At 45.2% G+C, this 26999-nt stretch carries 17 protein-coding genes; 4 read left to right on the top strand and 13 right to left on the bottom strand.

The features are described 5' to 3' along the window. Nucleotides 1–4 precede the first annotated feature (4 nt). Together rsgA and sstT are read left to right on the top strand one after the other, a co-directional pair. Nucleotides 5–1081 (top strand): ribosome small subunit-dependent GTPase A, encoded by a 1077-nt coding sequence (gene rsgA / locus ACWYVB_RS07555; RefSeq protein WP_046875699.1) that lies wholly within the window; start codon nucleotides 5–7, stop codon nucleotides 1079–1081. Between the two features lie 357 nt (nucleotides 1082–1438). Continuing rightward, nucleotides 1439–2656, top strand: coding sequence for a serine/threonine transporter SstT (gene sstT, locus ACWYVB_RS07550; protein ID WP_005396770.1), 1218 nt, complete (start codon nucleotides 1439–1441; stop codon nucleotides 2654–2656). A 73-nt stretch (nucleotides 2657–2729) separates the two neighbouring features. Here sstT and pdxY read toward each other — a convergent pair whose 3' ends face one another. From pdxY to ACWYVB_RS07520, 6 genes are all read right to left on the bottom strand, one after another. Beyond that, on the bottom strand, nucleotides 2730–3599 hold the full coding sequence (pdxY, locus tag ACWYVB_RS07545; protein ID WP_046875698.1) for a pyridoxal kinase PdxY: 870 nt from the start codon (nucleotides 3597–3599) through the stop codon (nucleotides 2730–2732). Between the two features lie 101 nt (nucleotides 3600–3700). Then, nucleotides 3701–3889, bottom strand: coding sequence for an AbrB/MazE/SpoVT family DNA-binding domain-containing protein (locus ACWYVB_RS07540; protein WP_005396772.1), 189 nt, complete (start codon nucleotides 3887–3889; stop codon nucleotides 3701–3703). Nucleotides 3890–4036: 147 nt separating this feature from the next. Then, nucleotides 4037–5347, bottom strand: a complete 1311-nt coding sequence (gene potE, locus ACWYVB_RS07535) for a putrescine-ornithine antiporter (protein WP_046875697.1) — start codon at nucleotides 5345–5347, stop codon at nucleotides 4037–4039. Between the two features lie 61 nt (nucleotides 5348–5408). Continuing rightward, nucleotides 5409–7589 carry an ornithine decarboxylase SpeF gene (speF, locus tag ACWYVB_RS07530; protein WP_457528584.1) on the bottom strand — a complete coding sequence of 727 codons (2181 nt, stop codon included), beginning with the start codon at nucleotides 7587–7589 and terminating at the stop codon, nucleotides 5409–5411. 409 nt (nucleotides 7590–7998) lie between these two features. Continuing rightward, nucleotides 7999–8445 carry an XRE family transcriptional regulator gene (locus ACWYVB_RS07525; RefSeq protein WP_457528582.1) on the bottom strand — a complete coding sequence of 149 codons (447 nt, stop codon included), beginning with the start codon at nucleotides 8443–8445 and terminating at the stop codon, nucleotides 7999–8001. 540 nt (nucleotides 8446–8985) lie between these two features. After that, a complete protein-coding gene (locus tag ACWYVB_RS07520; RefSeq protein ID WP_046875696.1) occupies nucleotides 8986–10182 on the bottom strand; it encodes a tetratricopeptide repeat protein in 1197 nt (398 codons plus the stop codon). 546 nt (nucleotides 10183–10728) lie between these two features. On the opposite strand from ACWYVB_RS07520, the gene pulA reads away from it, so the two are divergent. Then, nucleotides 10729–14718: a pullulanase-type alpha-1,6-glucosidase gene (pulA, locus tag ACWYVB_RS07515; protein ID WP_457528579.1), complete on the top strand. Its 3990-nt coding sequence runs from the start codon at nucleotides 10729–10731 to the stop codon at nucleotides 14716–14718. 99 nt (nucleotides 14719–14817) lie between these two features. On the opposite strand, the gene ACWYVB_RS07510 is transcribed toward pulA, so the two are convergent. The 5 genes from ACWYVB_RS07510 to lamB all read right to left on the bottom strand — a co-directional run bounded on the left by ACWYVB_RS07510 (nucleotide 14818) and on the right by lamB (nucleotide 21354). Next, complete coding sequence (locus ACWYVB_RS07510) at nucleotides 14818–16434, bottom strand: endonuclease (RefSeq protein WP_457528578.1); 1617 nt, start codon at nucleotides 16432–16434, stop codon at nucleotides 14818–14820. A 331-nt stretch (nucleotides 16435–16765) separates the two neighbouring features. Further along, on the bottom strand, nucleotides 16766–18379 hold the full coding sequence (locus ACWYVB_RS07505) for an alpha-amylase family glycosyl hydrolase (protein ID WP_457528576.1): 1614 nt from the start codon (nucleotides 18377–18379) through the stop codon (nucleotides 16766–16768). Nucleotides 18380–18499: 120 nt separating this feature from the next. Further along, nucleotides 18500–19018, bottom strand: a complete 519-nt coding sequence (locus ACWYVB_RS07500; protein ID WP_258622353.1) for a glycosidase — start codon at nucleotides 19016–19018, stop codon at nucleotides 18500–18502. A gap of 163 nt (nucleotides 19019–19181) precedes the next feature. Then, nucleotides 19182–20012: a MalM family protein gene (locus ACWYVB_RS07495; protein ID WP_457528574.1), complete on the bottom strand. Its 831-nt coding sequence runs from the start codon at nucleotides 20010–20012 to the stop codon at nucleotides 19182–19184. Between the two features lie 157 nt (nucleotides 20013–20169). Continuing rightward, nucleotides 20170–21354: a maltoporin LamB gene (gene lamB, locus ACWYVB_RS07490; protein WP_182019598.1), complete on the bottom strand. Its 1185-nt coding sequence runs from the start codon at nucleotides 21352–21354 to the stop codon at nucleotides 20170–20172. 446 nt (nucleotides 21355–21800) lie between these two features. Between lamB and glgX the strand changes: the two genes are divergently transcribed. Continuing rightward, the gene (gene glgX, locus ACWYVB_RS07485; RefSeq protein ID WP_457528571.1) at nucleotides 21801–23792 is read left to right on the top strand and encodes a glycogen debranching protein GlgX; all 1992 of its coding nucleotides are present in this window, start codon (nucleotides 21801–21803) and stop codon (nucleotides 23790–23792) included. 78 nt (nucleotides 23793–23870) lie between these two features. On the opposite strand, the gene ACWYVB_RS07480 is transcribed toward glgX, so the two are convergent. Continuing rightward, nucleotides 23871–25241, bottom strand: coding sequence for an L-serine ammonia-lyase (locus ACWYVB_RS07480; protein WP_086047207.1), 1371 nt, complete (start codon nucleotides 25239–25241; stop codon nucleotides 23871–23873). 11 nt (nucleotides 25242–25252) lie between these two features. Further along, complete coding sequence (locus ACWYVB_RS07475) at nucleotides 25253–26794, bottom strand: sodium:solute symporter (protein ID WP_457528569.1); 1542 nt, start codon at nucleotides 26792–26794, stop codon at nucleotides 25253–25255. Nucleotides 26795–26999: the final 205 nt, after the last annotated feature.

Genomic DNA, 26999 nt, shown 5'->3' with positions numbered 1-26999 from the left:
AACAATGAATCAAACACATACTTTTTGTGACACGTTAATTTCAACTTCAAACCCACTAAAACGATTGGGTTGGAAACCATTTTTTCAGCAACAACTGACACTAGACGATTACGACGACACTATCTTTGCACGTGTGATTGCGCATCACCGAAGTGGTTACCTATTGGCGACAGAAACGGGGCAAGTCCACCTCAATGCCCACCACTCTCTACCCAATATGACCGTCGGAGACTGGGTTATCTTAAATGACGATCAGCAATTTGTTCGCTTACTGGATCGCTTGAGCCTCTTTAGCCGCAAAGCAGCAGGTAGCAAAGTGGCAGAGCAACTCATCGCCGCAAATGTGGATACCGTTTTTATCGTCTGTTCCCTTAACGACGACTTCAATTTAAGTCGTATTGAACGCTATCTCGCCTTGGCTCATGAAGCCGAAGTCGAACCCGTCATCGTGCTTTCCAAAGCCGATTTGTGTGACAATACTGATGAACTAAAAAGCCAAGTACAGAAGCTCGACCCTCTATTAGTCATAGAGACAGTCAACGGCTTAGAAACAGAGAGTGCTTCTAAACTCATGAGCTGGTGCGAAGAAGGACAAACCGTCGCTTTTATCGGTTCTTCAGGCGTTGGCAAATCAACTCTTGTGAATGCATTACTCGGGCAGCAAGAACAGGCGACTGGACATATTCGTGAAGACGATAGCAAAGGGCGACATACAACCACATCGCGCTCTATCCATCTATTACCTGATGGCGGCATCTTGATTGATACTCCGGGAATGCGCGAGCTTCAACTAGCAGACTGCGAACTGGGCGTCAGTGAGGCATTTTCTGACATTGAGGGGCTCGCTCAACGTTGTCGCTTTGGTGATTGCCAGCATCAAACTGAGCCGGGTTGTGCAGTTCAAGCTGCGATTGAAAATGGCACACTGGAGGTTCGTCGTTTCAATAACTATCAAAAACTATTGCGAGAACAAGCCTTTAACGGCGCGACTTTGGCAGAGCAACGAGCTCAAAGTCGACAGTTCGGGAAACTCACTCGAAATGCCATGAGTGATAAGCGCAGGCGCCAACAAAGTTATTGATTTGTTACGTTTGAGTTGTCAATAAAATCAAAGGAGACGAAAGTCTCCTTTTTAACAACTTTATTAAAAACCATTACTCATAACTAATGATAATTTTCAACATAAAAATCTTATTTAAATAACATTGAGTAAACATTTAATCCAAAAACAAACTAAAACTAGACACAAAATATTACCAAGCTAAGATATGTGATATTCAGCAAGAAAATGGCTGAATTTATAAAAACAGGATAATTGATAATCATGTGTCTTAGTGACCAGAAGCAATGCTCACCCCTTGCAATACAAGGGCATTATCGCCGTGTAATGATGGACTATTGCCCTGCTCGCTCTGGCATAAAATTGCAGGAATGATGTATGCAACACAACAGCCTCGTTGCCCGATTTGCTCGTGGTAACCTCGTCGTCCAGATCCTTGTCGGTATTGTCTTTGGTATTTTGCTCGCCACAATTTCCCCAAGCCATGCCGAAAGTGCAGGATTAATTGGTAGCCTTTTTGTTGGTGCTCTTAAAGCGATCGCGCCAATCCTTGTGTTTATTTTGGTTGCCGCTTCAATTGCGAACCAAAAGAAAAACCAGCACACGTACATGCGTCCAATCGTTGTACTGTACCTGATGGGTACGTTCTTCGCGGCTCTATCAGCAGTGGTTCTAAGCTTCCTTTTCCCGACCAATTTAACGCTTGTCACCGGCGCTGAAGGTGCAACGCCGCCTCAAGGTATTGCTGAAATTCTACGCACACTGTTGTTTAAACTGGTCGACAACCCAGTAAACGCACTGGTAGAAGCAAACTACATCGGCATTCTTGCTTGGGGTGTGGGTCTGGGTCTTGCGCTACACCACGCATCTGCAACAACGAAAGCCGTGTTTGAAGATCTCAGCCACAGCGTGTCTCACATTGTTCGCTTTATCATTCGTCTTGCACCATTTGGTATCTTTGGTCTGGTTGCTTCAACGTTCGCAACAACAGGCTTTAGCGCACTAGCAAGCTACGCACACCTTCTGGCGGTGCTTCTTGGCGCTATGATGATCATCGCACTCGTTGTAAACCCGGCGATCGTGTTCGTTAAAACTAAGCAAAACCCTTACCCACTTGTATTCCGTTGCCTACGTGAAAGTGGTGTAACCGCGTTCTTCACTCGTTCAAGTGCGGCGAATATCCCAGTAAACATGGCGCTATGTGAGAAGCTAAAACTGGACGAAGATACGTACTCAGTATCTATCCCACTAGGTGCGACCATTAACATGGCTGGTGCTGCAATCACTATCACAACGCTAACGCTTGCAGCTGTGCACACTATGGGTATTGAAGTTGATCTACTGACTGCGCTACTGCTAAGTATTGTGGCTGCGGTTTCTGCATGTGGCGCATCAGGTGTTGCAGGTGGCTCGCTACTACTTATCCCACTTGCGTGTGGTCTGTTTGGTATCTCAAACGACGTAGCAATGCAGGTTGTAGCGGTTGGCTTCATCATCGGCGTGATTCAAGACTCTGCTGAAACAGCACTAAACAGTTCAACAGACGTTGTCTTCACAGCAGCAGTTTGTAAATCAGAACAGCAAAAAGCTCAGTAAGACTGACAGAATAAATAGAAAGGGGAGCCGATGATGGCTCCCCTTTTTTTATATACTAATTATTTGCGCTCAATTACGCGGTGGCCAGAGCCACCTCTTCAATTGAGAAATGCTTACTTGGCTCAACAAACTCTTGCTGTGCCGCGATAGTTTGCAGCTCCCACTCCCCGGCATGGTAAGTGGCGCTTAATACCCCGTAACACGCGTCATGGCAGTGTTGGAAAGCTTGTTTAGGAGACCAACCCTTCAATAATCCAGCGGTGAAGATAGCCGAGATAAGATCACCCACACCCACAGGTTGTTTGACAAACTCAAACTGAGGGCGCTTCGCTAAGTAAATGCCTTCTTGCGTTGCCAGTAACATGTTGAAGCAGCCATTCTCTAGGCAGTAAAGGTGCTTCACTAGCACTATTTTTGGACCTTTCGCTAGTGCACGTTGGCATGCCGTGATCGCATCGTCTAACGAGTGGATTTCCATCTCTGCAAATTGGCTTAGCTCGAACTGGTTAGGCACGATCACATCTGCCATTGGCATCAGACGGTTTAACAAGTTTTCTGCAATACCCGGCGCCACAATACAGCCTTTGTCTGGCGCGCCCATCACAGGGTCGCAAACATAAAGTGCCTTCGGGTTCGCTTGCTTCACCTTCGTCACGGTTTCTTCGACAGCAAGGCACTGCTCTGCGCTGCCTTGGTAGCCCGTCAACACCGCTTGGCACTTTTCCAATGCACCGATGTTACTAAGACCACGAACTAACTCGCTGATGTCTTCAGCCGCAAACGCTCGCCCAGTCCAGCCTTCTTGATACTGCGTGTGGTTAGAAAATTGAACGGTATGAATCGGCCATACTTCGAAGCCCATGCGTTGCATTGGGAAAACGGCACTGCTGTTACCAGCATGACCAAAAGAAACATGAGATTGTATAGAGAGGATACCTTGCATAGTACCTTACCTCTTATTGTTGTTATCGATAGTTCAAAGACAGCGGCAAGCGCCAGTTTTGCGAAACCAGTAGTGTATCCGACAAACCAAGATTCTCTAACTCAATTCTCGTTAACTTCTTCAGAGTAAGTTGGAGCGCTGGTTTTCAACACCATCTTCTTGATTTCCATTTTGTCTTTATTCAGTGCGATTTCTAGGGTATCTCCTTCCCTTATCCCGAGTTGAGTCAGGATTACGCTTGGAATGACTACGGCGGTATCGTCACCGATTTTAACAGGTTGACTTATCATCTTTCGTCCTCCAAATGTCGAAAATGAGTTTTCACATCATTGGATATTTATTCCCAAGAGCCTTGTTCTGACTTGGGCTTGGCATAAGCGCCTAAAAACAAAGAGCCTTCCACACCGCGTTTGGGAAGGCTCTTTCATTATTATTTTTTAATTTGCTAAAGGCTCATGCTTGGCAGCAATCAGACCGTAAGCACTCCAGCCTAGGAAGGTGACGATTGAGCCCCACATCATCGCTTCGTAGCCAGAACCATATAGCGCGTAGAAGCTGTATAGAGAACCAATCAGAGCGATAATGTTGGTGGTTTTCATCTCGCGCTCTGGCACGTGCGCCACTTGCTGCATGATGAAAATTGCGCCCATACATAGGATGTAAGGAATTACGTTCGTTACTACCGCTAGGTTAACCAGCGCTTCGAACTGCTCGTTCAGCGTTGGAGAAATAGTCATTAAAGACAGCACCGATTGGATAACCGTGATGGCCACCATACCTTTGATTGGCGTACCACGTTTGTCCACTTGAGAGAACAATTTAGGGAAGAAGCCCGCATCAGAAGATGATTTGAACACTGACGCGATAGTGAACTGCCAACCTAATAGAGAACCCGCACAAGCCATTACCGCCATACCAGCAACCGCTTTACCTGCTGCTGAGCCAAGCATCACAGACCATACGGTTGAGAATGGTGCGGTAGAAGCGGCAAGCTCAGAGTTTGCAACGATACCAGAACAGATGTTTGTCGATACAATGTAAACCACCGCAGCAATCAACGTACCGCCCAATACTGCGATTGGTACATTCTTCTCTGGGTTTTCTACCGCTTCTGAGTTCGCACAGGCCGATTCAAGACCAAGAAACGCCCATAGTGTCATGGCAATAGAAGCACTCACAGCTTCACCAAATGGTAGGTGGTGTGGGTTCCAAGCTTCTATGTACATGGTTGGGTTAAACCAGAACCAACCAACAATACCTAGCGAACATACCGGTAGGATCACACCCCATACCGTGAAGGTACCGATTTGACCTGTGATTTTCGCACCACCGAAGTTAGCGAAAGTACAAATCCAAAGAATGGCGATGGTGTACAAACAGGTTTCGACCGGAGATAGGGTCACTTCAAAAAATGCGGAGCCGTAACCCACACAGGTAATCGCGATCGCAATATTCGCAATAAGGAGCGACAAACCGTAAGTCCAGCCCGCCATAAACGCACCCGATTTACCGAATGCGTAAGACGCGTAACCGTTCATACCGCCGTCACGTTTACTAAAGCGACCACATTTTGCAAACACATAAGCCAACGCCAAAGAGCCCGCTGCCGTGATCAGCCAAGACAACACAGAAATGGTGCCCACTTGCGCCAGTTTACTTGGCAGCATGATAATACCGGAGCCAGCCATATTGATGAACGTCAGAATGGTTAACTGCACCACCGACATTTTTTTAGTTTCAGTACTCATAAATTATTCTCCACGAATAAGCGGTTCGCACCGACGCCGGAGCGTGGTGCGAACGGGTAGATTAATCTTTTAGGACATAGCAATGTGCGGTAGTGCGACCGTCGACATCTTCAAGGTACACACCTTGAATTTCTGGCGCGAAGCCTGGGAATCGGTTGATGCCTTCTTCTAGAGATAAGAAGTAATCCACCACCTGTTGAGTCCAGATTTCACCAGTGATCACACAGATAATGCCTGGAGGGTAAGGCAGTGCACCTTCGGCGGCTACGCGGCCGACGGCCTCTTTAAGTGGTAGGTAATCGCATTCACCGCGGAAGTATTTACGTGTTGCCACGTCTGGTTTGTGAACCATTTGTGGGAAGTATTCACTGCGGAACATCGCTTTTTGTAGCTGTTTCACGTTCAGCTCTTTGTACATGTCATGCATTTCCTGACATAGCTGACGGATGGTGTAACCACGGTAGCGCTCTTTGTTCGCTTCGTAGACGCCTGGTAGCACGATACTGAGAGGTGCATCATCACGAATGAATTTTTCAAATCGGTTGATTTGCGCGACAAGGTGACGGATCTTACCCATATCTTCTGCAGGAGTGAGTAGGAACAAGATGGAGTTCAAGTCACACTTCTCAGGAATGATGCCGTTTTCGCGAAGGAAGTTCGCCAATAGCGTTGCCGGAATACCGAAATCAGCGTAGCTGCCGTCTTCGGCAATGCCTGCCGTGGTTAGCAACAATTTACATGGGTCAACAAAGTATTGACCTTCGCCATAACCTTCAAACTTGTGCCAGTTTGCATCTGGCTCGAACATGAAGAACTTCTTGTTGGTCGCGATCACATCAGTGTCGTAACTGCCCCAAGGTTGACCTTCAATTTCATTTGGAATGAACGGACGAATTAACTCACAACTTTTGAGAATTTCTTTACGCGCTTCGATACCTGTCTTAACTGCGTCGCTCCATAAACGTAAGCCTGCTTCACCATCGTGGATCTTCGCGTTCACATCCAATGCAGCAAACAACGCATAGAACGGAGATGTCGATGCGTGCATCATAAACGCGTTGTTAAAGCGTTTGTGATTGCAGTAACGAGCTTGGCCTTTGATATGGCGGTCTTTTTTGTGGATTTGCGACGTTTGAGAGAAGCCAGCTTGTTGCTTGTGAACTGACTGAGTCACGATCACACCCGCATCTTCTGGTTTCAGATCCAGTAGCAGTGGCGAACAATCTTTCATCATAGGGATGAACTGCTCGTAGCCTACCCATGCCGAGTCAAACAAGATGTAGTCACAAAGGTGGCCAATCTTATCCATGACGTAACGAGCATTATAAATTGTACCGTCGTAAGTCCCCAACTGGATGATGGCCAGGCGGAACGGACGTTCATCTCGTGCACGCTCTGGAGATACTTTCGCGATTTGAGCACGAATATACTCTTCATCGAAACAGTGCTCATCCATACCACCAATGAAGCCCCAAGGGTTACGCGCCGTTTCTAGATAAACTGGCATACCACCCGCTTGGATTAACGCGCCGTGGTGATTCGACTTGTGGTTATTGCGGTCGAACAATACCAAATCACCTTCAGTTACTAGCGCATTACACACCACTTTATTTGAAGCAGAAGTACCGTTAAGTACGAAGTAAGTTTTGTCAGCGTTAAATACTTTTGCAGCGTGTGCTTGCGCTTGGTGTGCAGAACCTTCGTGGATCAGTAAGTCACCTAAGTCCACGTCCGCGTTACACAAGTCGCTACGGAATAGGCTTTCGCCAAAGAAATCGTAGAATTGTTTACCAGCAGGGTGTTTTTTGAAGAACTGACCACCTTGGTGCCCTGGACAGTCAAACGCCGAGTTACCCATCTCAACGTAGTGCGTTAATTGCTTGAAGAAAGGAGGGAGCAGACGACACTCATATTTAGTCACGGCTTCATTAATTTGACGGCAGTAGTAATCGATAGATTGTCTTTCTAAATCAATAACCCCTGTTAACCAAACGTAATCTTCTGCCGAAACTGGAGTTTCATCGGTCACTAAGAAAACAGGAATTCCGTACCCTGTTTCCGAAATCATTCTGTGCAGACCCGCTTTAATGTCTGCTGACGTAATAATAGCTGCACCAACGTCGGTTAATTCAACTTGTTCTAAAGGCAGTAAGTGACGGTTAAATTGTTCATCTAAAGATTCAGCTAATAAGCTAAAGTCTTCAGGCATGTAATTACTAACACCTATAATTAAACGTTTCATTTGAAATATCTCTTTTTTGTTCTTTAAAAATGACAAGGACAGATATTACAAACGAAATATTTATTTAAAATTCAAATTACAAATTTCGTGATTAAATTTTCATATTTAAAAGACTTATTTTATCGAATTAAAATTTAGAGACTTTCATCACTTTCCAATTTCTATCTCAATGATATTGAAACGCACCTAAAAGGAAAGATCCTTCAATAATTATGTGACAACGCCCATTATTAAAAAGAAGGTTATTATAATAAAATAAAGTTTTGAGATTTACATCACTATATAATAAGTTAAATTATATTATTGCAGTTTAAAACACCTCGCTTTTAACCAAATTTAAACACATAATAAAAGAGCCATCAACACATGTATTGATGGCTCTTTACTTTGGATATAAAGAAAAAACAACTTAATTGAATAAATGACTATCTAGCTTGACTCCACCATTCGACCATTGCTGATAACGCTTTACAGACATGCCTGACGAGTACATGGTATGTTTACAATCCATACACTCAACAAAATACAGCCCACTCATTCCTGCCATAACGTGCAGCCTTCGGCTATCGCAGCGCTTGCAGGACAGGCGCTTTACTTTGGTGTTGACGTCAATACGCCAAGCAAAGTTTAACGTTTCGTGAGAGCATAAAGCGTCAACAGCACTATCTTTAAAAGGATGCTCACTAAGTAAATAATTAATGGCGTAATCGTACACCGGGGGGATTGAAGATTTTCCACTTTCAATATTACTTATCTTAGCAACGGAAACGCCTAATAAAGAAGCGAACTCAGCCTTACTGTACTCTAAGATAAATCTTGAAGAGATGAATTTATCTGCACTAATGATTCTCAACATACACAAATCTCTAATAGAAATAAAAACAGAGCAAACTAATTCGCTCCATTTCTGCTGAAACATGTAATGAAAAAGTTACTTCCTAGTGTAATTCTGCATATTATCTATGCTATTTTATTTTGCACGTCATCTTGCGCCTAATTAATTATAAAATCAATAATCCATGCCTAAATATAAAAACACAATTTAAGATTTATAATACAATTTTTAATTTACATTATTAGATAAAGTAATGAATACTATTCACCTATTACTCTGGGCATCAAGTATTGCTCTTCAATCATTATTACTATCAATTGAAGAGACTTGATTTGAGCCCAACAGGAGAAGTAGATAAAGAGGGAAATCCCTCTATTTGAAGATAAACATATCCCATCTTAGCGAAGCACTAAAAATGTGTTGAAAAATCGAATAAATAGTATGCAGCCCAGTAAATGAATCGCTTAGATAAGTTTACAGTCTGTAATTGTGATCGACAGAGATACTGAGACAGAAAGGCAAAAGAAAAGCCTCAATTATGAGGCTTATGGATAAGATAAATTATGGTTGAAGGAAATTCTGCGTGAAATCGAGCGCCTCTTTAGAGAGCTTTTTTTCGGTGGACGATGTGGTTGTCTGTCCCTCCGTCGTTGCGGTCGTCATGTCAGGCTGGAAGTTCGGCGCCGATGCTTCATCCCATGCGTTAGCATCGTCTTTATTTTCGTCACTCAACACCGCGTTAAGCTCCTCCTCTGCAGGAAAATACGCTTCGCGTTTGTACACCTTGTTCAGCGCCCGAATAATGGAATGCTTTCTCACCATCCCTGACGCAAGCTTTCTTTGCAACGGTTTCGCTATGGATTGCAATCCAACGACGACATCAACACCAATATTGGTTGCCACTTCGTCACGCAACGTACGCGCTGGCTGATACCCCATATTGGCAGCAAGAAACAACCAAACATAAGCAATCGCATTGCCTGTTTTACCTTTGTCCTTCCACGCTTCGCCAGCATGATACATCGCCTCGGCGCTACCACCTTCTGCGGCTCTTTCAAGCCAATAGCAGCCTTTGACCATGCTTTTTTCTGTACCAACACCATTTAGGTAACATAAGCCAACTTGGATCTTTCCGTCCGCACTGTCTTTTTCAGCCGCTTTCATAAACCAATAAAGCGCATCTGCACTGCGCCCTGCACTATTGTCTGGTGAAAGTTGCCATTCACCCATGTAAAGCATGGCATCAATGCAGCCTTCTTCGGCTGCAGTTTCAATCAGTTGGTTACCTTTGGGAATATTTTTTTCCGTTCCGCGACCAAAAACCAACGCTTTGCCTGTCGCAAATTTCGCTTCGGTATCCCCTTCCATTCCGGCAATGGCGGTACGCCAAAAGTTTGCCTGCTCTTTTAAAATCACATCTTCACGCATGCGCTCACTCAAGCGAACAATACCGTACATTCCCGTCACGTTGTCCAACTTAGCGGCTTTATCATACCAATACAGCGCTTGACGAATGTTGTCCTTCTCGGCTTCTTTCGCTAGAAATAAAATGGTGGGGATATGCCCGGTTTCTGCTTTGAACTCACGCTCTTTACGCTCTTGCTCTCGCGCTTTTTGCATCGCCTTTCGATAAGCGGCTTCGCGAGCTTTCCTCTCTGCCTCGAGTCTCTGTTTCCGCATCGACAACGAGATCATCCACACAAATATCAGGACGAGTGAAAGGCCAGTTGCCGCAATGGCAATGCCCATACTACTCATAAATAGCCTCTTTTGGTTTCAGGGCCCAATTCATCTCCCTCTCAGGGAAATATTAAGATTACGCGCCGACATAACGCCGACTACCTTCATTATATAACGACCACTTAGCGAAAATCTGAAGCTTGCCAAGACTTAATGGCGGTATTTTATTCAATATCAATGCAACTTATTTTTAATTAAAAAATATCACTGCGATTTTTATAGAACTTAATCACGGTTTTGGGGCTGAGATATTCTCCTCCCCTATCATCCCCCCTTGCTCCTCCTATAAAAATTTACATTTTAATGATGTGCAGAAGCTCTCACTATGCGTCTGTTTTATTATTTAATTTGTGAACAAAATCGACTGTGACAGAAAATTTTCACTTGTAAAAAACTTAACTGCCTGCTCTCACATTTTGCTGATGATTCAGTGTATTAGCATCTAGTTGAACATTTCCTTTTTCGGCATCTGCCTTTCTAGCGTGTGCGAAACCTTCTTGATGACTGAGTCAGCGAAGGCAGCGCGCAGCTCAATATCAATTCAATAACAATGGATTTGTAAACGTGGACAATAAGACATTTAAATTATCAACAATTGCCAAAACCGTACTGCCTTTGATTTCCGTCGCAGTCATCAGCGGTTGTGGTAGTGATAGCACGAACGAAGATACGACGAACCCAGACTCAGGCTTGTACCCTGCGGGAGAGAACGAGGTCGTCATTTATTACAAACGCGATGTGGCGTCCGCTTCAACGGCCAGCGACTACGAAGGTTGGGGCTTGCACCTGTGGAACGGTGAGGGCTGTACCAGCACAGATTTAGACGCAATGGGCATTCCTGGCACAGGAACGGATTGGTCGGCACCGCATCCATTCGATGGCATCAACGACACCTACGGTGCTTACTACGTACTGAAAGTGAACCCAGATGCCTCTGACCCACACGAATGCATGAACTTCATTCTGCACAAAGGTGATGAGAAAGCATTCGGCAGTGCAAACTCAAAAGTGGAGCTGACGAAAATCGGCGAATCTAAAGGGTTGTTTGGCTTCCACGGCAGCAGTGAGCTTTACTACGAGCCAATCGAAGAACGCCCTGTTGATATTGATGGTCAAAAAGCGCATTGGCTAGATGCCAACACCATCGCGTGGGAAGCGGCGGCCAATGCGGATTCCATGAAGCTGTTCTACAGCCTCAGCAACGACATTAAAATGGATGAAGACAAGCAAATCTCCGGTGGCACGGCGGTTGAGTTGACGAAAGCAGGTGATTTATCTGATGGTCTGAAATCACGCTTCCGTCACCTTGCTAGCCTCCAAGCTGCAGGCATTGATGTCGATGACGCGACTCTACGCACGATCCTGAAATCACAAATCGTTATGGTAGCTTACAACGCAAATGGTGACGTCATTTCTGCAACTGAAGTGCAAAAGCCGGGCGTTCTCGATGCAGTATTTGCCGATTCCAAGGCAGGTAACGCGATTGGTCAAGAACTCGGCGCAATTGTGGAAGGCGGTGCCGCAACCTTCAAACTATGGGCACCAACTGCCCAAGATGTTGATCTGATAATCTACGATGAAAACTTAGCAGAAGAAGCGACCGTTGCCATGACGGAAGACCCAGCAACAGGTATCTGGGTTTCTGAGGCACAAAGCAACGTTGTCAACAAATACTATCGCTACCAAGTTAAGGTATACCACCCAACAACTGGCGTCGTTGAAACGCGTTTGGTAACAGACCCATATTCAATGAGCTTGTCTAAGAACTCACGATACTCGCAAGTGGTTGATTTAGATGATCCAAGCTTAATGCCTCAAGATTGGAAAAACTACGCACGCCCAACGGTTAAAAAAGACGAAGACCACGTCCTTTACGAGTCACACATTCGTGATTTCAGCTTTAACGACAGCAAAGGCACACCAAGTCTTGATGGCAAATATCTGGCGCTTACAGAACCTGAGCGTGAGTCTGTATCTCACTTACAAGCTTTAAAAGATGCTGGCCTAACAACGCTACATATCCTGCCAGCATTTGATATTGCAACCGTGGATGAAGACGCTGACAAACGAGTCGATATCACCGACACCGTGGGTAAACTTTGTGGCATCAAGCCAGAAGCCTCCATTTGTGAGACCGAAGATGACGGCAAAGTGATTGAAGAGGTATTAAATAGCTACGACCCAACAACGGGCAAAGCACAAGCGTTGATGAACGATCTTCGCATGCTAGACAGCTTCAACTGGGGTTACGACCCATACCACTACACTGTACCAGAAGGCAGTTATGCGACCGATCCTAACGGGTCTAAACGTATCCTTGAGTTCCGCGAAATGGTGCAAGCGACGCATAAAATGGATCTGAAACTGGTCATGGACGTCGTGTACAACCACACGAATGCATCTGGTGTGAACGAAAAATCAGTACTGGATAAGATTGTCCCTGGGTACTACCACCGCCTAAACGTCAACACTGGCGGCGTAGAAAACTCAACCTGTTGTGATAACACCGCCACCGAAAACCTAATGATGGGTAAACTGATGGTTGACTCATTGATGGTGTGGGCGGATGACTATAAAGTCGATGGTTTCCGTTTTGACCTTATGGGCCACCAGCCGAAAGATGTCATGGTTTACGCACTTGAAAAAGTCCGTGAAATTGATCCGAATACTTTATTCTACGGCGAAGGCTGGGACTTCGGTGAAGTCGCGCAAAACGCTCGCTTCGATCAAGCAACACAAGTCAACATGGCGGGGACAGAAATCGGTACTTTCTCTGATCGTCTGCGTGACGCAGTTCGTGGCGGAAGCCCGTTTGATGGCGGTGTAGATTCAGAAGGTAAGCACCCACTTCGCTTCAACCAAGGCTTTGGTAACGCTGCTTACCCGAACGAAGAAACCAAAACTGACGCAGAATCTGTGAATGGCCGTCTACACAACCAAGATCTGGTTCGTCTAGGTATGGCTGGTAACTTAGCTGACTACGTCCTTCTGGATTACAAAGGCGAAACCAAACTTGGTAAGAATGTTGATTACAATGGTGCTCCAGCAGGCTACACAAAAGTGCCATCAGAGAACATTTCCTACGTGTCTAAGCACGATAACCAAACGCTGTGGGACAACAACGCTTACAAGATTGCGACAGGTACTTCATCTGCTGAGCGAGCACGAATGCAGTCTGTATCACTATCAACGGTGATGCTAGGTCAAGGTATTCCGTTCATTCACATGGGTTCTGAGCTATTGCGCTCTAAGTCAATGCAGCGTGACTCGTACGATTCTGGTGACTGGTTCAACCGTGTATTCTTCGATGGAAGCGACAATAACTGGAACGTTGGTCTACCACGTGAAGACAAAGACGGTGCAAACTGGGAGTTGATCAAAACCATCGTCGGTGACAGCACGGCGAAACCAGACTCAACGGACATCGAGCTGACGAAGCAACAATTCCTAGAGCTACTAAAAATCCGCAGTACAAGCGAACTGTTCCGCTTAGACACCGCGCAAGAAGTGATGAATCGTGTTGATTTCCGCAACGTGGGCCAAGACCAAGTAGAAGGCTTGATTGTGATGTCTATCGACGATGGCACATCAGCAGGTGCCGATTTGGATTCGAACTACGATGCAATCGTGGCCGTTGTGAACTCAACATCAACTGAAAAATCTTTCAAAGTTGCTGGCGCAACTGGTTTCGAGCTGCATGAAGTTCAACAAAACTCTGCGGATGACATCGTGAAAGGTGCAAGCTTCGCCAATGAAACGTTCACAGTTCCAGCACTGACAACAGCGGTATTCGTACAGCCACAAGACGGCGCGCAAGGTGCAGGCCTACCAGTAAACACGGACAATAAAGACGTATCGAGCATTCCTCCTTACGGCGAAACTGTGGTTTACGTCAAAGGCACCATGAACGAGTGGTCAGATAGCAGTGACTGGGCGATGACCTTTATTGGCAATGGCATGTACTCTGTAACTGGCGTTCTTGAAGCTGGTGAACACGAGTTCAAATTTGCGGATTCAGGATGGGCAAATCCAAACATCGGTTGTGATGCTGCGGATTTGGCTTCTGGCTCACTAGACTTAGGCTCTGCGGGAAACTGTACGTTGTCTGTCGCTGAAACTGGTAAGTACAACTTCACTCTGAACGCGTTACATGTTCAAGATGAAAGCGTAGAAAAACCTGTCGTTTCAGTAACGAAGTCAGCAGATGCACCAACGTTCGGTGAAACAGCACTTTACCTACGTGGCACTATCACCACATGGGATACTCCAGCGCAAGACTCCACTGCGAAGTTCAGCTATGTAGCAAATGACGTTTACTCGCTAGACATTGACCTAGCGGCGGGCAACTACGAGATGAAAGTTGCGAGCGCAGACTGGGCAGCAGACACCAACTTCGGTGGCGAAGGCAGTGTTGAGCTTGGTAAAGCGCTAACGATGGAAGTCGGTGGCGGTAGTGCAAACCTCAAAATTGCGATTGCAGAAGCGGGAAATTACAACTTCCACTTCAACGCGGCTGACAAGTCGGCGCCAATCGTGACGGTAACGAAAAACTAGTTTCATTTAAAAACATCCGTAATGAAAAAGGGGAAGCATCGCGCTTCCCCTTTGTTTTGTTGGCGTCACTAAATGGTGGATACCAAAATCAAGAAGGTGTTAGTTTCCCCAAATCTGTTCAACAAACTCAGGGTGATCAATGAATGGATTACGATTGCCCTGAAACTCAAACACTTGTTGATTGCGGTTTTGTTCTTTTTCACTAACCGGATCATTTTTGTGCCAACGTTTCAGCATGTTTAACATCCAAGGTTCAAAAACCGTTGAACTTGAACCATCAAGGACAGCATCCGCATTACTTGAGTTACCTTCCCAGTTACCTACAACATTTTCATAGCGGGTTGCCATGTAGAAATAGGCACGAGCAAAGTCGCCTTTGAACTCATCGATCGGCTCAAACACCGTACCGGAATAACCTAGGCTAGTACTTGCTTGACCAAGTTTAGAACCATTACTAGACACGTACGTCGCGGTGGCAACTTCACCAAATGGCCAGTTACTGCGCTTCGCATTCACATAGCCATCGGTCGCAAACAAATGGTGACCATCTGAGTTCATCGGCTCAACTTTGCCGCCAAACCAGCTTTTCGGGAACGAGTGTTCACGGTTGTAGCAATCCCCTTCTTGGCTATATTGACCACATTGGTCTGTCACTTTCGTGAAGCTGATAGCATCACTGCCCGCAGGTTTCTCTGAATACATATCGAGAATAGAGCCATCATTTTCGTAATAGCGATCAATATCAGCATCTTTTACCAAGGTCCACACCGCAGAATAACCTCGGCTAGTGTGGTTGTTGATGATGTTAAACAGCGCCGTTTTTAGAGCGTAGCCCGTCTTGCCAGACGCCGCTTGGTAGTAACCATCAACTACTGGTGGGGTCGTGGTTGAGTCACCTAACGTAAAGTCAGTGGTTTCGCTTTTCGCAAATTCAGCGCCAGAGGCAAGTGTATTATCCCCCACCTTCAACGCGTAAGACCCCGAACCATTGCCACAGCAAATGCCGTCGCCATAGCTGTCTTGAATCGTAAATTGGTAGCTACCATCGGCTAAACACATGGTCTTTTCAACAGTGGTTGACGACTCATACCCCTGACCAGAGAAAAGCACTTGCGCTTGGCTATTTTTCAACTCCCAGCTAGTTTCTGAGCCATAGTTGTCCGTCGTGAGTGTAAGAACCACTTCATGATCGCTACAATTTTCTACAGGAGGTTGTGTACTTGTCTCGGTCGGTTGAAAATTATCGACGTAGACAACTTCTGAGCCATCAAAACCGGCCTCATCGTAAAAACGCAGACCGACGTTGATGGTCTTGTTCGAGCTCGCTGTGTAGTTGTGCGCCAGCTCTTGCCACTGGTTTACCTGCTGCGGATCTGAGTAATTGTGATAACCATCAACCACCAGACGTGCTTTTACATTTCCTTCGGTGTGATAAACCGAGACAGAAAACGGATAGGTTTTCCCTTGCTCCACATTAATGGTTTGCAAAAGGTCAGTGTTGCTTTGGGTACCTGTATTCACGACGACTTGAGCAGCCAGGCCGCCCGATTTGATTTGTTCGCTGCTTGGCGACACCGCGATGCCAGCGTCAATCACTGACCACTGCGTAGGCGCACTGCCATTCCATTGTTCAAAGTCACCATTGAGAATTTGGCTATATGCAAGCGGAGAGCTAATAACAGCAAGAAGACAGAGGGGTTTCGTTATGGATTTCATTATACTTTTCCATTAGTTATGTAAATCCCAAACACGATAAACATATTAGTAAGGCATAAGTAATCCTTCGGTCACACTTTTACGTTGCACAAGTGTTAATTTACTTTTTAATGTGCAGCTTATCTCACAAATATCTACCGGCTGAAAACAAACGCCAATGCAAAAAGCGAAGCGACCTGTTGGCCACATCGTTGGAAAACCATTAAGGGAAAAGTAAAACGGACGGAAAAAAGCCAAGTGTGCGCCTATGGGGGTCAGCAACAACACTTGGCTTGTTTATAAGAAAGCTTGTGGTCAGCTCAACTGGTGAGCATCAATTCTGGATAATTCCTTAAGGTTTTACCGCAAAGAATCGCCCTTGTAATGGCGACATCAGAATCTGATATTGACCATTGCTCGAAGTAATTTTTTCATTCGTGAGCAAATCCACCAACTCACCAGTACCAACACTCTCCTGAGTAAGAGTGACGCTTCTAGCGCTCTCTAAGGTATTTAGCGCAAACAAGACTTTGTCCGAACCAGATTGTTTCAAGTCCACATAACTGCCGTTACTCGCAACTAAATTCGTGCGTGACCCCTGATACAATGCTGGGTGCGCACTGCGCATCGTCATCAGCGATTTCACGTAAGCTTTGAGATCGGCTTGGTTTGCATCAAGCGTCGCCGTCACGCCTTCAATTTTCGCACTGCTGCGCGCAACGTGATCATCGCACAAACCTTGAATGGCACAGATGTTGTTGTCTTCTTTTGCGGCAAAACCATCCACTTGATCCCCGATTTCATCACCGTAGTACAACGTGATTGGCCCGGTGTACGCCGCTTGGAAAGCAAACGCGGCTTTATGGCGTAACCAATATTCTGCATCATTCACATCCGCCAAGTTTCCGCGCTGTAACAAGTCACCAAAGCGCACTAAATCATGGTTGCCGATCATCAAATTCGGCTGCGCATGTGTTGGATATTGGTTGTGTGTGCTGTAACCGTTGTCTAGCCAATCCACACCGCGACCACCCACGCCGCTCTCATTCACGGCCAAAGTTTCAACGATGCGATAGCGCATAGGAAAATCAAATGCAGAGCACAGTGCCGGATCGCTGTTCGATCCATACGCCTCATTCGCGATCTCAGACTCCCCTTTCCAAATCTCTGCCACCATGTAACCCAACGGATTCACTTGTTCACCTTTGCTATTGGTGTACGTCACACTTTGTGAGGCTTCATCGACAGCTTTACGAAGTTGTGTCCAAGCGTCTGTCGGAACTTGATAGGCTTGATCTAAACGCCAGCCGTCAATCTTGAGTTCTTTGATCCAATACGTTGCTACCTCTTTGTAGAAATCGAGACTGGCCGGGTAATCAACGGGATTGTTTGAGCCAGAAGGCAACAAGCCGGAAGGTGAGGGTTTGATCAAGCCATCTTTGTGATGACCAAATACGCCATCAAAAAACACGTATAAACCGCGTTTGTGTGCTTCTTCAACTAGAGTTTTCGCGGTCGCTAAATCACCAAATTTTGGGTCGATCTTAAAGTAATCTGTAGCAAAATAGCCCGTGGCATCCAAACGATCGGCCCAGTGATCTTGTCCTGCGATCGCTTCAGACTCAAAAACTGGCGTCAACCAAATCGCGTTCATCCCTAAATCTTGGATGTAATCAAGTGAATCAATCACCCCTTGCAAATCGCCATTATGATGACTGGTGCCATAGCCCGTACCGTGACCAATGCTTGCATCGCCATCCACAAAACTCTCGACCATGATTTGATAAGTACGAAGTTGGTTACTTTGCGCCATGACATTGGCTTGGCAAGCATAACTGGTATCCGGTAGCGGAGTGCTGCTATTAGTATCGCCACCACCAGAAGAATTACACGCAGATAAAGCACCAATCACACTTAACGCAAGCAGCGATCGATACAGGCGATGGTTACGTCGGACGTTACGCATTTTACTCTCCCTAACTTACTCAAATTAAGTAAAAACATTTGAGTAATAAAATTAACCCCAACATGCTTCCCATGTAGGGGTTAATAAATAAAAATAGATTTTAAATAACTGAATGGAATATTATTGGCACTTATTAACCATAATTGAATAAGGTGAGCCATCATCTTTAAATTCTAAACTCCAAAGATATTTACCAGGCTCTTTAATTTCTAGTTTTGTATCTGTACCGTAACCACCGTAAGTCAGTTCATTTAATTGTCCTACCGATAGTTTTTTACCTTTGGCAGTGAACTGCGGTTTCCATTGTTCAGCGGCATACTGCATTTTGTAATTACCTGAAACCTCATCGGTAATCACTTGATATACATTATTCCCCTTATAGGTCAGCTTGCGCTCGGCAGTGTGCTTCCAATCTGCATTTGGGAAACTACCTACAACAAAAATGTCTTTAGACAATGGGCCTGATTCTGCCGAATCCGGCAAACTACAATTTGTCATCATATCAATCTGAGTGCTCGTAAATGCAACCGCATTATGTACTTCATCTTGGGTTGTATTTTCTGATGATGTGGACGAGCAAGCAGACAAGATAGACACAGCAGCTAACGTACATGCTGTATTTATAATTAATTTTTTCACGTTATATCCTTATTTTTATTATACCAAGTACTAATTAAATTAGAACATATATATTATGACTCTAAGTAAAATAAACTTTAAATAGAAATAATATAATGTGTGAAAAAGATAACTAAATGCGCAATAAAAAAGCCGACTATCTTAGCCGGCTTTTTGAAATTACCTATTTGCTATTCACTGCTTTTACAAATACTTCTTGCGCACCTTCAATTCCTAACGCTTTTGCTTCATCAAGTAAGCTCAGAGCTTTAGGGATATCATCTGCTTTTACCGCCGCTTTAATTGCGTTGTGGTAGTAAGTTTGTGTTTCAGGCTGTACTGATTCAACCGCCTTGACCGCAACTGGAGCCGCTGTTGGTCCACTACTTGATGTTCCGATTGAGAAGAAACTCACACGGTCAATCGAGACTTCAATCTTACCTGTATCACTGTTTGGAATTGGAATATCTTTTACTTCTGGCAAGTAATTGCCTCGTCCCTCTGCATCCAATCGCGCAGGGTGAATCACATCCGTAAATCCACCTAGATCCGATTGTTCAGTGTAAACAATTAGGTAAACAGAATCTAAACCCACTGGTGGGAAGAAGTCTTTTTCAGCGACTAGACGGTTTCCAAGATGAAGACGAGGTTTTGTGTACTCAAACTCCGCTTTGCCGTAGTTTTCAATTTCTTTACCGTTTTTATCTACGATAATCGCTCTTGGTACGAAAGCAGTGTCTTCGATAAAACTAGTGATTTTAATGGCAAACTCGCCACGGTCAGCAGGCAACTCAAACACCGCAACACGGCTGTCGATATCTTTGTATTTCAGCACTTGGCTCTGAGTAGTGATATCTACAATTGCAGAACTAGGAAGCTTCATTTTTACAGCTTGAAGCTCAGAGATAACATCAACTTGCTGTGCTTGAGCAACTTGAACTTGTTCGATTACTTCAGTGGATTGACAGCCAGCAAGCGCGACACATCCACTTAACATAAGGGCACGGAAGTACATACTTTTTCCTTCTAGTTATTTTTCTAAAGGTTTTTTGCACTAAAGCATCTTAGAGTGACTTTGGTGAAACGTCTAACTTTTCGAAAACCCTTAGAAAAATAGCCGACAGATGTCGGCTATTTGACTAGGACTGCTAGATAACTAAGAGATTACTCGATTACCACCAAGCTTCAGCTTGGATACCGAATACGAAGTCTGAGTCACCTTTATCACCGAAAGTAGTGCCTTCTTCATCAGTGATGTAAGAACCGTATACGCGTAGCTCTGGACGTGCCCAGAAGCTGTCACCCATTGCCCAAGCTTGAGCAACTGTAAATTTATGACCGCCAAAGTCTTCGCCTTTCTCGTTTTCACCAGCATTGTAACCTGCTTCGAAAACAGTACGCATTGTGTCGTTCCACTTGTACATTGGACGAACTACAACAGAGAACTGATCTGAATCACCTTGACCACCACTGTAACCGATGTCAGAACCTGCTAGGTAAGCTAGTTGGTGACCCATTTCCCAGCTTTCGCCCAAGTTCATTACACCCCAGTTGATCAAGCGATAACCTGTTGCGTCGTTTTGAAGGCCAGAACGGTCGTAGTATGCACCAGCCCCCCAGAAGTTAGCAGCTTGAACACCGTAACCTGCTGTACCGTATTGAAGAACAGTTTGGTTGAAACCGTTGCTTAGACCTTGGTGAACGATTGCTGTAGCAAGAATGCCGTCATCACCATCAACTGATTTGTCATCTTTTTCAGTAGAAAAGTTGTACGCAGCTGCTAGTTCAAGTGTTGCGTTTTCCCACAGACCGATATTTGCTAGACGAGCATCAAAAATGTAGCCGCTACCGTTGTCATCTTCCCCATCTTGGATAAGAGCAAGAGATAGTTTTTGGTTACCTACTGAAAGGTTTTCGATACCACCACCAGTACCAGAAGTGTTTAAGAAGTAGAAGTCAGTGATGTGGATATCTTTACGTTGGTAGTAAGTTTTACCAGCCCACATGGTTGCGTCTTTATCAGAAGCAATCAGACCTTTCGCTTTAACTGCGAATTGCGCAACGTTGAAATCGCCATCTTCCCAGCCAGCTGCTCCGTCGTTACCTTGAGCAATCATAGACTCAATACGCCAAGTTTGGTCGCCAGTTTTAAGGTCTTCAGCAAGGCCGATCTCGTAGTAGTTGTCGTTTTCGTTACCTAGACGACCAATACCATTCTTCATGAAAGACACATCAGCTTCACCGTTGCCACTAATACCAGTACCAGCGCGCATGTAACCATTAAAGTCCACTGCGAAAGCAGAACCAGCAGCTAAAGTTGCAGCAACAGCCGCTGCAATTATACTTACTTTTTTCATTCTTAACTCCATTAAGGGTATTTATAATTCTGTCTTCCCTGCTCACTCTTTTAGGTGAATATAGGCAGTAAAAACACACCTAAAGAAAGAGAGGTAAGATGGGAACGAATCCCCGTTTGTTTCAACAGTTATGAGATTACCCGAGGCGTACAAGGATGACTTCCTCCGCCCCAAACTAATTTAGGGGGGATGAGAAGGGAGTAGAAAATTTACCGAATGGTGTTTTTTCGAGTCAGATCACCAATCTAGGGAGGAATTAGTAAGTTTATTCGGTTTTGAGCCGCTACAAAGTGATAGCCATTTCATATTTTTGACTCTAAGCCGTCACATAAAGTAATTAAATTACATGAATATTTTTATATTTAGGGTGGTTGACCTTAGTAAGACAAAGTTTTTAACTTATAGTTTCCTAAAGGTAGCAATAAATATTAAATAAAGTATCTCCGATGACACGACTTCTCTCTCGCCCATACCCCTTGGGTGCAACTGTAAATAAAGAAGGTTGTAACTTCTCTATTCACGCACCAGGGAATAAAGACATAAAACTCGCCCTGTTTGCAGACGATGGCAGTTACGCGCTTCATGATTTACCGAATGAATACGCTGGCATACGTCATACTTTTATTCCGGATATTAAGCCGGGGCAAAAATACGGTTACCTTGTCTCCCACAAGGAAGAGCCACTATTAATTTCTGACCCTTACGCAAAGTCAATTGATAAGGCCCTCCACTACCACCCTCCCTACTCTCCAGCCAAAAGTTTCGATATGCCGAAGTGCATCGTTATCGAAGATAATTTTGACTGGCAAGATACGGATCATCCGCGTATACCAAGAGAAGAGATGGTGTTGTTTGAGACACACGTCAAAGGGCTTACCCAACTTCACCCAGAAGTTGAGGACAAGCTGAAGGGGCGCTATTTAGGTCTTGCATCACCTAAAATGCTGGCCTTTTATGAACAGCAAAACATCAACACGCTGCAATTGCTACCTGTCGCAGCGTGTATGCATGAGCCTCACCTACTAGAGATGGAAAAGGTCAATTATTGGGGATACAACCCTTATCTCTTTATGGTACCCGATCCGCGCTACGCAGAAAAAGACGCCGTCACAGAGCTCAAAACAACGATTCGAGAACTGCACAAAAACGGCATCGAAGTGATTCTCGACGTGGTTTACAACCACACCGCAGAGGGTGGTGAAGGGCCTACAATTTTCAACCTGAAAGCGCTCGATTCCCGTTTTTACATCAAACATGGCAACCACTTCGCAAATTACACTGGCTGCGGAAACACGGTCGATCTCACCTATCAACCCGCTTTAAACCTTGTGATGGATACATTGCGCTACTGGGTTAGCGAATTTAAAATCGATGGCTTCCGTTTTGACTTGGCTGCAACGTTAGGTCGACAGGGCGATGATTACAACCCAGAAGCAGCTTTCTTTAAAGCCGTCGCGCAAGACCCAATTTTGCGTGAAACCAAATTGATTGCCGAACCTTGGGATATTGGTCCAAATGGCTACCAAGTGGGTAACTTTCCATTTGGTTGGAACGAGTGTAATGACAAACTGCGTGATATTTCCCGCAGTTTTTGGCGCGGTGATCAAGGCTATTTAAAAGAGTTTGCCACTCGATTAATGGGCTCTCGTGATATTTATAGTGCAGCGAACTGGCCATACAAACTCACGGTGAATTACATCACGTATCACGATGGCTTCACACTGCAAGATTTAGTGTCTTACAAGCATAAACACAATGAAGCTAATGGCGAAGAAAATCGCGACGGCCACGGTGACAATCGCTCAGAAAACTACGGTGTCGAAGGCGAGACGGAAAATCTGATGATCATCGCCACGCGTGAGAAGCAAAAACGCAACCTTATTGCCAGCTTGCTGTTTGCTTTTGGAATCCCACACATCCTCACTGCTGACGTGCTGTCTCACACCCAAGGCGGTAACAATAATGCCTATTGCCAAGATAACGAAACCAGTTGGCTTAACTGGGGAGAAACGGAGCGTAAGCAACATTTCAAAGCATGGATGTCACAAATGGTCGCCAACCGAAATCAATACATGGTGCCATTTATCCGAGCTTTCAGTGGCGAAAACCGCAATAACAACCGCATTTTCTGGCGCCGAACAGACGGTCGCTTAATGGAGCATGATGATTGGAACCGTTTAAGCTCTGTCGCACTTCACCTTGGCATCGGTAAAGAAGGACAAGAGCTGGTCTATCTCATCAACCAAACTAACGCTACAGCGCGCTTTAAGCTCCCCAATGAGCGAAAGCAAGAATGGGTAACGATCTGCGACACAAACGTACGTAACCTTAACCCAGGGCATGTTGAAGGCGAGGTTTTGCTATCACCTACTTCGATGGTGATTTTGCACTATCAACCAAACCAACGCACACCAAAAGGTGAGCAAACGCATAGCTAAGTTATAAACGTTCCAAAAAAGGAAAGCCGATGCATCTCAGTGCTTCGGCTTTTTTGTTGGTTAGATTTGCCTAACTCATTATTCGCAAGGCGGTGCTAGGTGAATCAAAGCCAATCCACCTAGTGACGTTTCGCGGTATTTCTTGTTCATGTCCTTGCCCGTTTGGTACATGGTTTCAATCACCTTATCCAATGAGATCAAACATTTACTATTGCGCTTTAATGCCATACGAGATGCATTGATCGCTTTCATTGCACCCATCGCATTACGCTCAATACACGGAACTTGCACTAAGCCCCCAATTGGGTCACAAGTCATGCCTAGTGAGTGCTCCATGGCAATCTCGGCCGCAATACAAATTTGTTCATTGCTACCACCACGCAGCGCCGTCAAGCCAGCTGCCGCCATGGAAGAAGACACGCCAACTTCGCCCTGACAACCCACTTCGGCACCCGAGATAGACGCATTAGTTTTGTACAAAATGCCAATCGCACCGGATACAGCAAGGAAGTCTTTAAGCTGTTTAGTATCGAGCTCTTTGATGAAACGATGGTAGTACATCAATACCGCAGGAATCACACCCGCCGCACCATTGGTTGGTGACGTTACGACTTGTCCACCAGCGGCGTTTTCTTCACTCACAGAAAAAGCAAACAGGTTAATCCAATCCATGATTTCCATTGGATCGTTTTCGATTGCTGCATTTGCTTCAAGCTTCTTCAACAAGTTTGGCGCACGGCGGGTCACGTTCAAGCCACCATCCAAGATACCTTCTGTCTCAAAACCGCGCTCCATGCAACGCGTCATCACACGCCAGATCTGTTCTGCGCGTTGATTGATGGCTTCCATATCCTGAAACGCTTGTTCGTTTTTCAGAATCATGCCGCCAAGGCTCATGCCGTTCTTCTCTGCCTGTGCCAACATTTCGTCCGCACTGGAGAATGGAAACTCAACTTCTACGGGAGCAGTCGCACTGCCATTTTGCAGTTCATCCGCCGTTGCGATGAAACCACCACCGATAGAGTAGTAAGTTTCAAACCCAACCTGATTGCCATGCGCATCGAGCGCAGTAATCGTCATGCCATTCTCATGCAGAGGAAGATTCTCTTCATGGAACAACATATCCGTTTTGTAGTTGAATTCGATTTCATGACGGCCATCGACAGACATCATGCCCTCTTCAATCGCCTTGCGCATCGCTTTGTTCGCAGAAGCGATTTTGATGGTATCTGGTTTGTTACCCAACAGACCCAAAATCGTTGCACGGTCAGTATGGTGACCAATCCCTGTTAACGAGAGTGAGCCGTATAAATCGACTTGAATACGAACCACTTTTGCCAAGTTCGATTCAATCAAACGAGTGAAGTGGTAGCCCGCGATCATTGGGCCATTGGTGTGAGAGCTAGAAGGGCCCACACCAATCTTGTAAATATCAAAGATGGACAGCATAAACTTACCTATTACGACAATGCAGCATAAAGCCAATCAGGGAGAACCATACAAGCGGCGATGGTCGCCACAGCGAACACCAAAAGCCCGTAATGGCTTGCGGTTGGCTTTGCAAAAAGATGTTTTTGATTATTAATAAAGATTTGTTGTTCGGCAGTCACAGCGCCCCAACGACGACTCACTAACACACCAAACAAAAGGAAGACGAACGTACCAATTGGCGCGAACCACGGCCAAGCCACGTCGAGATACATCGCAGTAAACACCGCAATCACACTCATGATACTGCCAACGATCACGCCTTTTTCGTTGGCTTTCGCCCAGAATAAGCCAAGCACGAATGACCCCAGGCGGATACCAACGAAGATAGAAGTCAGACTAGCGATGGTTTTGAGTACCGATTCATTCGATACCGCCAGTAGCGCTGGCACTACCACCATGGCCGCAGCGAGCAAACTCATCTTTCTTGCGACTTTTTCGTAGTGCTCATCATCGGCACTCTTGCGAACGAAACGCTTGTAGATATCGAACGTCGCGACGGTCGCCATCGAGTTGTAGGTCGAGTCCAAGGTCGACATTGCGGCCGCTGCCAATGCGGAAATGATCAAACCAACGACGGTTGGGTTAGTGTGGTTGAAAACGAAATCCAAAATCACTTCGTTGCTGTTTTCAAACGATTGATCTTGATAGAAAACACTTAGAAGCACACCGAGTACCGCGAAGAATAAGTACACGAAAAACGCACCGTAACCACACAACAACATTGACTTCTGCGCCGTCTTTTCACATCTCGTCGCTAACGTGCGTTGGATGATCAATTGGTTGGTGCCGTACACACTCAAATGCAAAAAGCTCACGGCAACCACACCTGCCCAGAGTGTAGTATCTACGCCTAAATCAAAGTCTAAATTGATGATATTCAGGTGATCACGAGAAAGGTAATCTGCCGCATTAATCTCTGTCATTAGAATGGCAAAGATAGCGATGCTGCCCGCAACCAATACTGCAGATTGCAACATATCGGTCCAGATAACCGTGGAAATCCCGCCCGCATAGGTATAGCAAGCGGTGAAAATACTAATGTAGATAATAGCTTCAGAAATACTGATAGGCAGAACTTGCACTAAGATCAGCGCCACAGCATACAAAATCACCCCCGCAGAGATACATTGAACCACGATGAACACAATCGAGTTGATGGTTCTTGCATACACCCCAAAGCGGTGCTCAAGGTATTCATAAATCGAAGTCAGGCCCAGCTTATAGAAGACAGGCACAAAGAAAATGACGGTGAAAAAGATAACGATGGGATAGTTAAGGTGAATACTCATCGCTTCCATGCCAGAGCTATAAACCCAACCAGGCATCCCTACAAACGTCATCGCACTAATGTAAGTCGCAAGTATCGAAACACCCGCCGTAAACCAGCCAAATTGCTTTCCACCCGTGGAAAAGTCGCCACCATTGCTGTAGCGCTTATTCACTAAATAGCTGATTAGTATAGTGATTAACGCGTATAACGCAATCACCACAAAACTTGAGTACGTAACCATTTCAGGGTTTCCATAATTCTGGGTGCTAATTATTTGTGCTTGGATATTACTTTAAAAAAGCATATCTAAACGATAATCCCGCCATAACTGTGACTATAATCACCAATATAGACGGTTATATATTCAAAACTGCCAAAAAGACCGATTTAATGAGACTCCCATCACTAAAAATCACTAATTGGGTACGCATTCATTTTAAAATTGA

This window comes from Vibrio sp. JZG10 (assembly GCF_054064075.1).
This window is presented reverse-complemented; position numbering and strand designations above follow the sequence as displayed.

What these genes read in the sequence shown, in the direction of transcription:
- rsgA (WP_046875699.1), top strand. Translation starts at nt 5, where the DNA reads ATGAATCAAACACATACTTTTTGTGACACGTTAATTTCAACTTCAAAC.
- sstT (WP_005396770.1), top strand. Translation starts at nt 1,439, where the DNA reads ATGCAACACAACAGCCTCGTTGCCCGATTTGCTCGTGGTAACCTCGTC.
- pdxY (WP_046875698.1), bottom strand. Translation starts at nt 3,599, where the DNA reads ATGCAAGGTATCCTCTCTATACAATCTCATGTTTCTTTTGGTCATGCT.
- ACWYVB_RS07540 (WP_005396772.1), bottom strand. Translation starts at nt 3,889, where the DNA reads ATGATAAGTCAACCTGTTAAAATCGGTGACGATACCGCCGTAGTCATT.
- potE (WP_046875697.1), bottom strand. Translation starts at nt 5,347, where the DNA reads ATGAGTACTGAAACTAAAAAAATGTCGGTGGTGCAGTTAACCATTCTG.
- speF (WP_457528584.1), bottom strand. Translation starts at nt 7,589, where the DNA reads ATGAAACGTTTAATTATAGGTGTTAGTAATTACATGCCTGAAGACTTT.
- ACWYVB_RS07525 (WP_457528582.1), bottom strand. Translation starts at nt 8,445, where the DNA reads ATGTTGAGAATCATTAGTGCAGATAAATTCATCTCTTCAAGATTTATC.
- ACWYVB_RS07520 (WP_046875696.1), bottom strand. Translation starts at nt 10,182, where the DNA reads ATGAGTAGTATGGGCATTGCCATTGCGGCAACTGGCCTTTCACTCGTC.
- ACWYVB_RS07510 (WP_457528578.1), bottom strand. Translation starts at nt 16,434, where the DNA reads ATGAAATCCATAACGAAACCCCTCTGTCTTCTTGCTGTTATTAGCTCT.
- ACWYVB_RS07505 (WP_457528576.1), bottom strand. Translation starts at nt 18,379, where the DNA reads ATGCGTAACGTCCGACGTAACCATCGCCTGTATCGATCGCTGCTTGCG.
- ACWYVB_RS07495 (WP_457528574.1), bottom strand. Translation starts at nt 20,012, where the DNA reads ATGTACTTCCGTGCCCTTATGTTAAGTGGATGTGTCGCGCTTGCTGGC.
- lamB (WP_182019598.1), bottom strand. Translation starts at nt 21,354, where the DNA reads ATGAAAAAAGTAAGTATAATTGCAGCGGCTGTTGCTGCAACTTTAGCT.
- glgX (WP_457528571.1), top strand. Translation starts at nt 21,801, where the DNA reads ATGACACGACTTCTCTCTCGCCCATACCCCTTGGGTGCAACTGTAAAT.
- ACWYVB_RS07480 (WP_086047207.1), bottom strand. Translation starts at nt 25,241, where the DNA reads ATGCTGTCCATCTTTGATATTTACAAGATTGGTGTGGGCCCTTCTAGC.
- ACWYVB_RS07475 (WP_457528569.1), bottom strand. Translation starts at nt 26,794, where the DNA reads ATGGTTACGTACTCAAGTTTTGTGGTGATTGCGTTATACGCGTTAATC.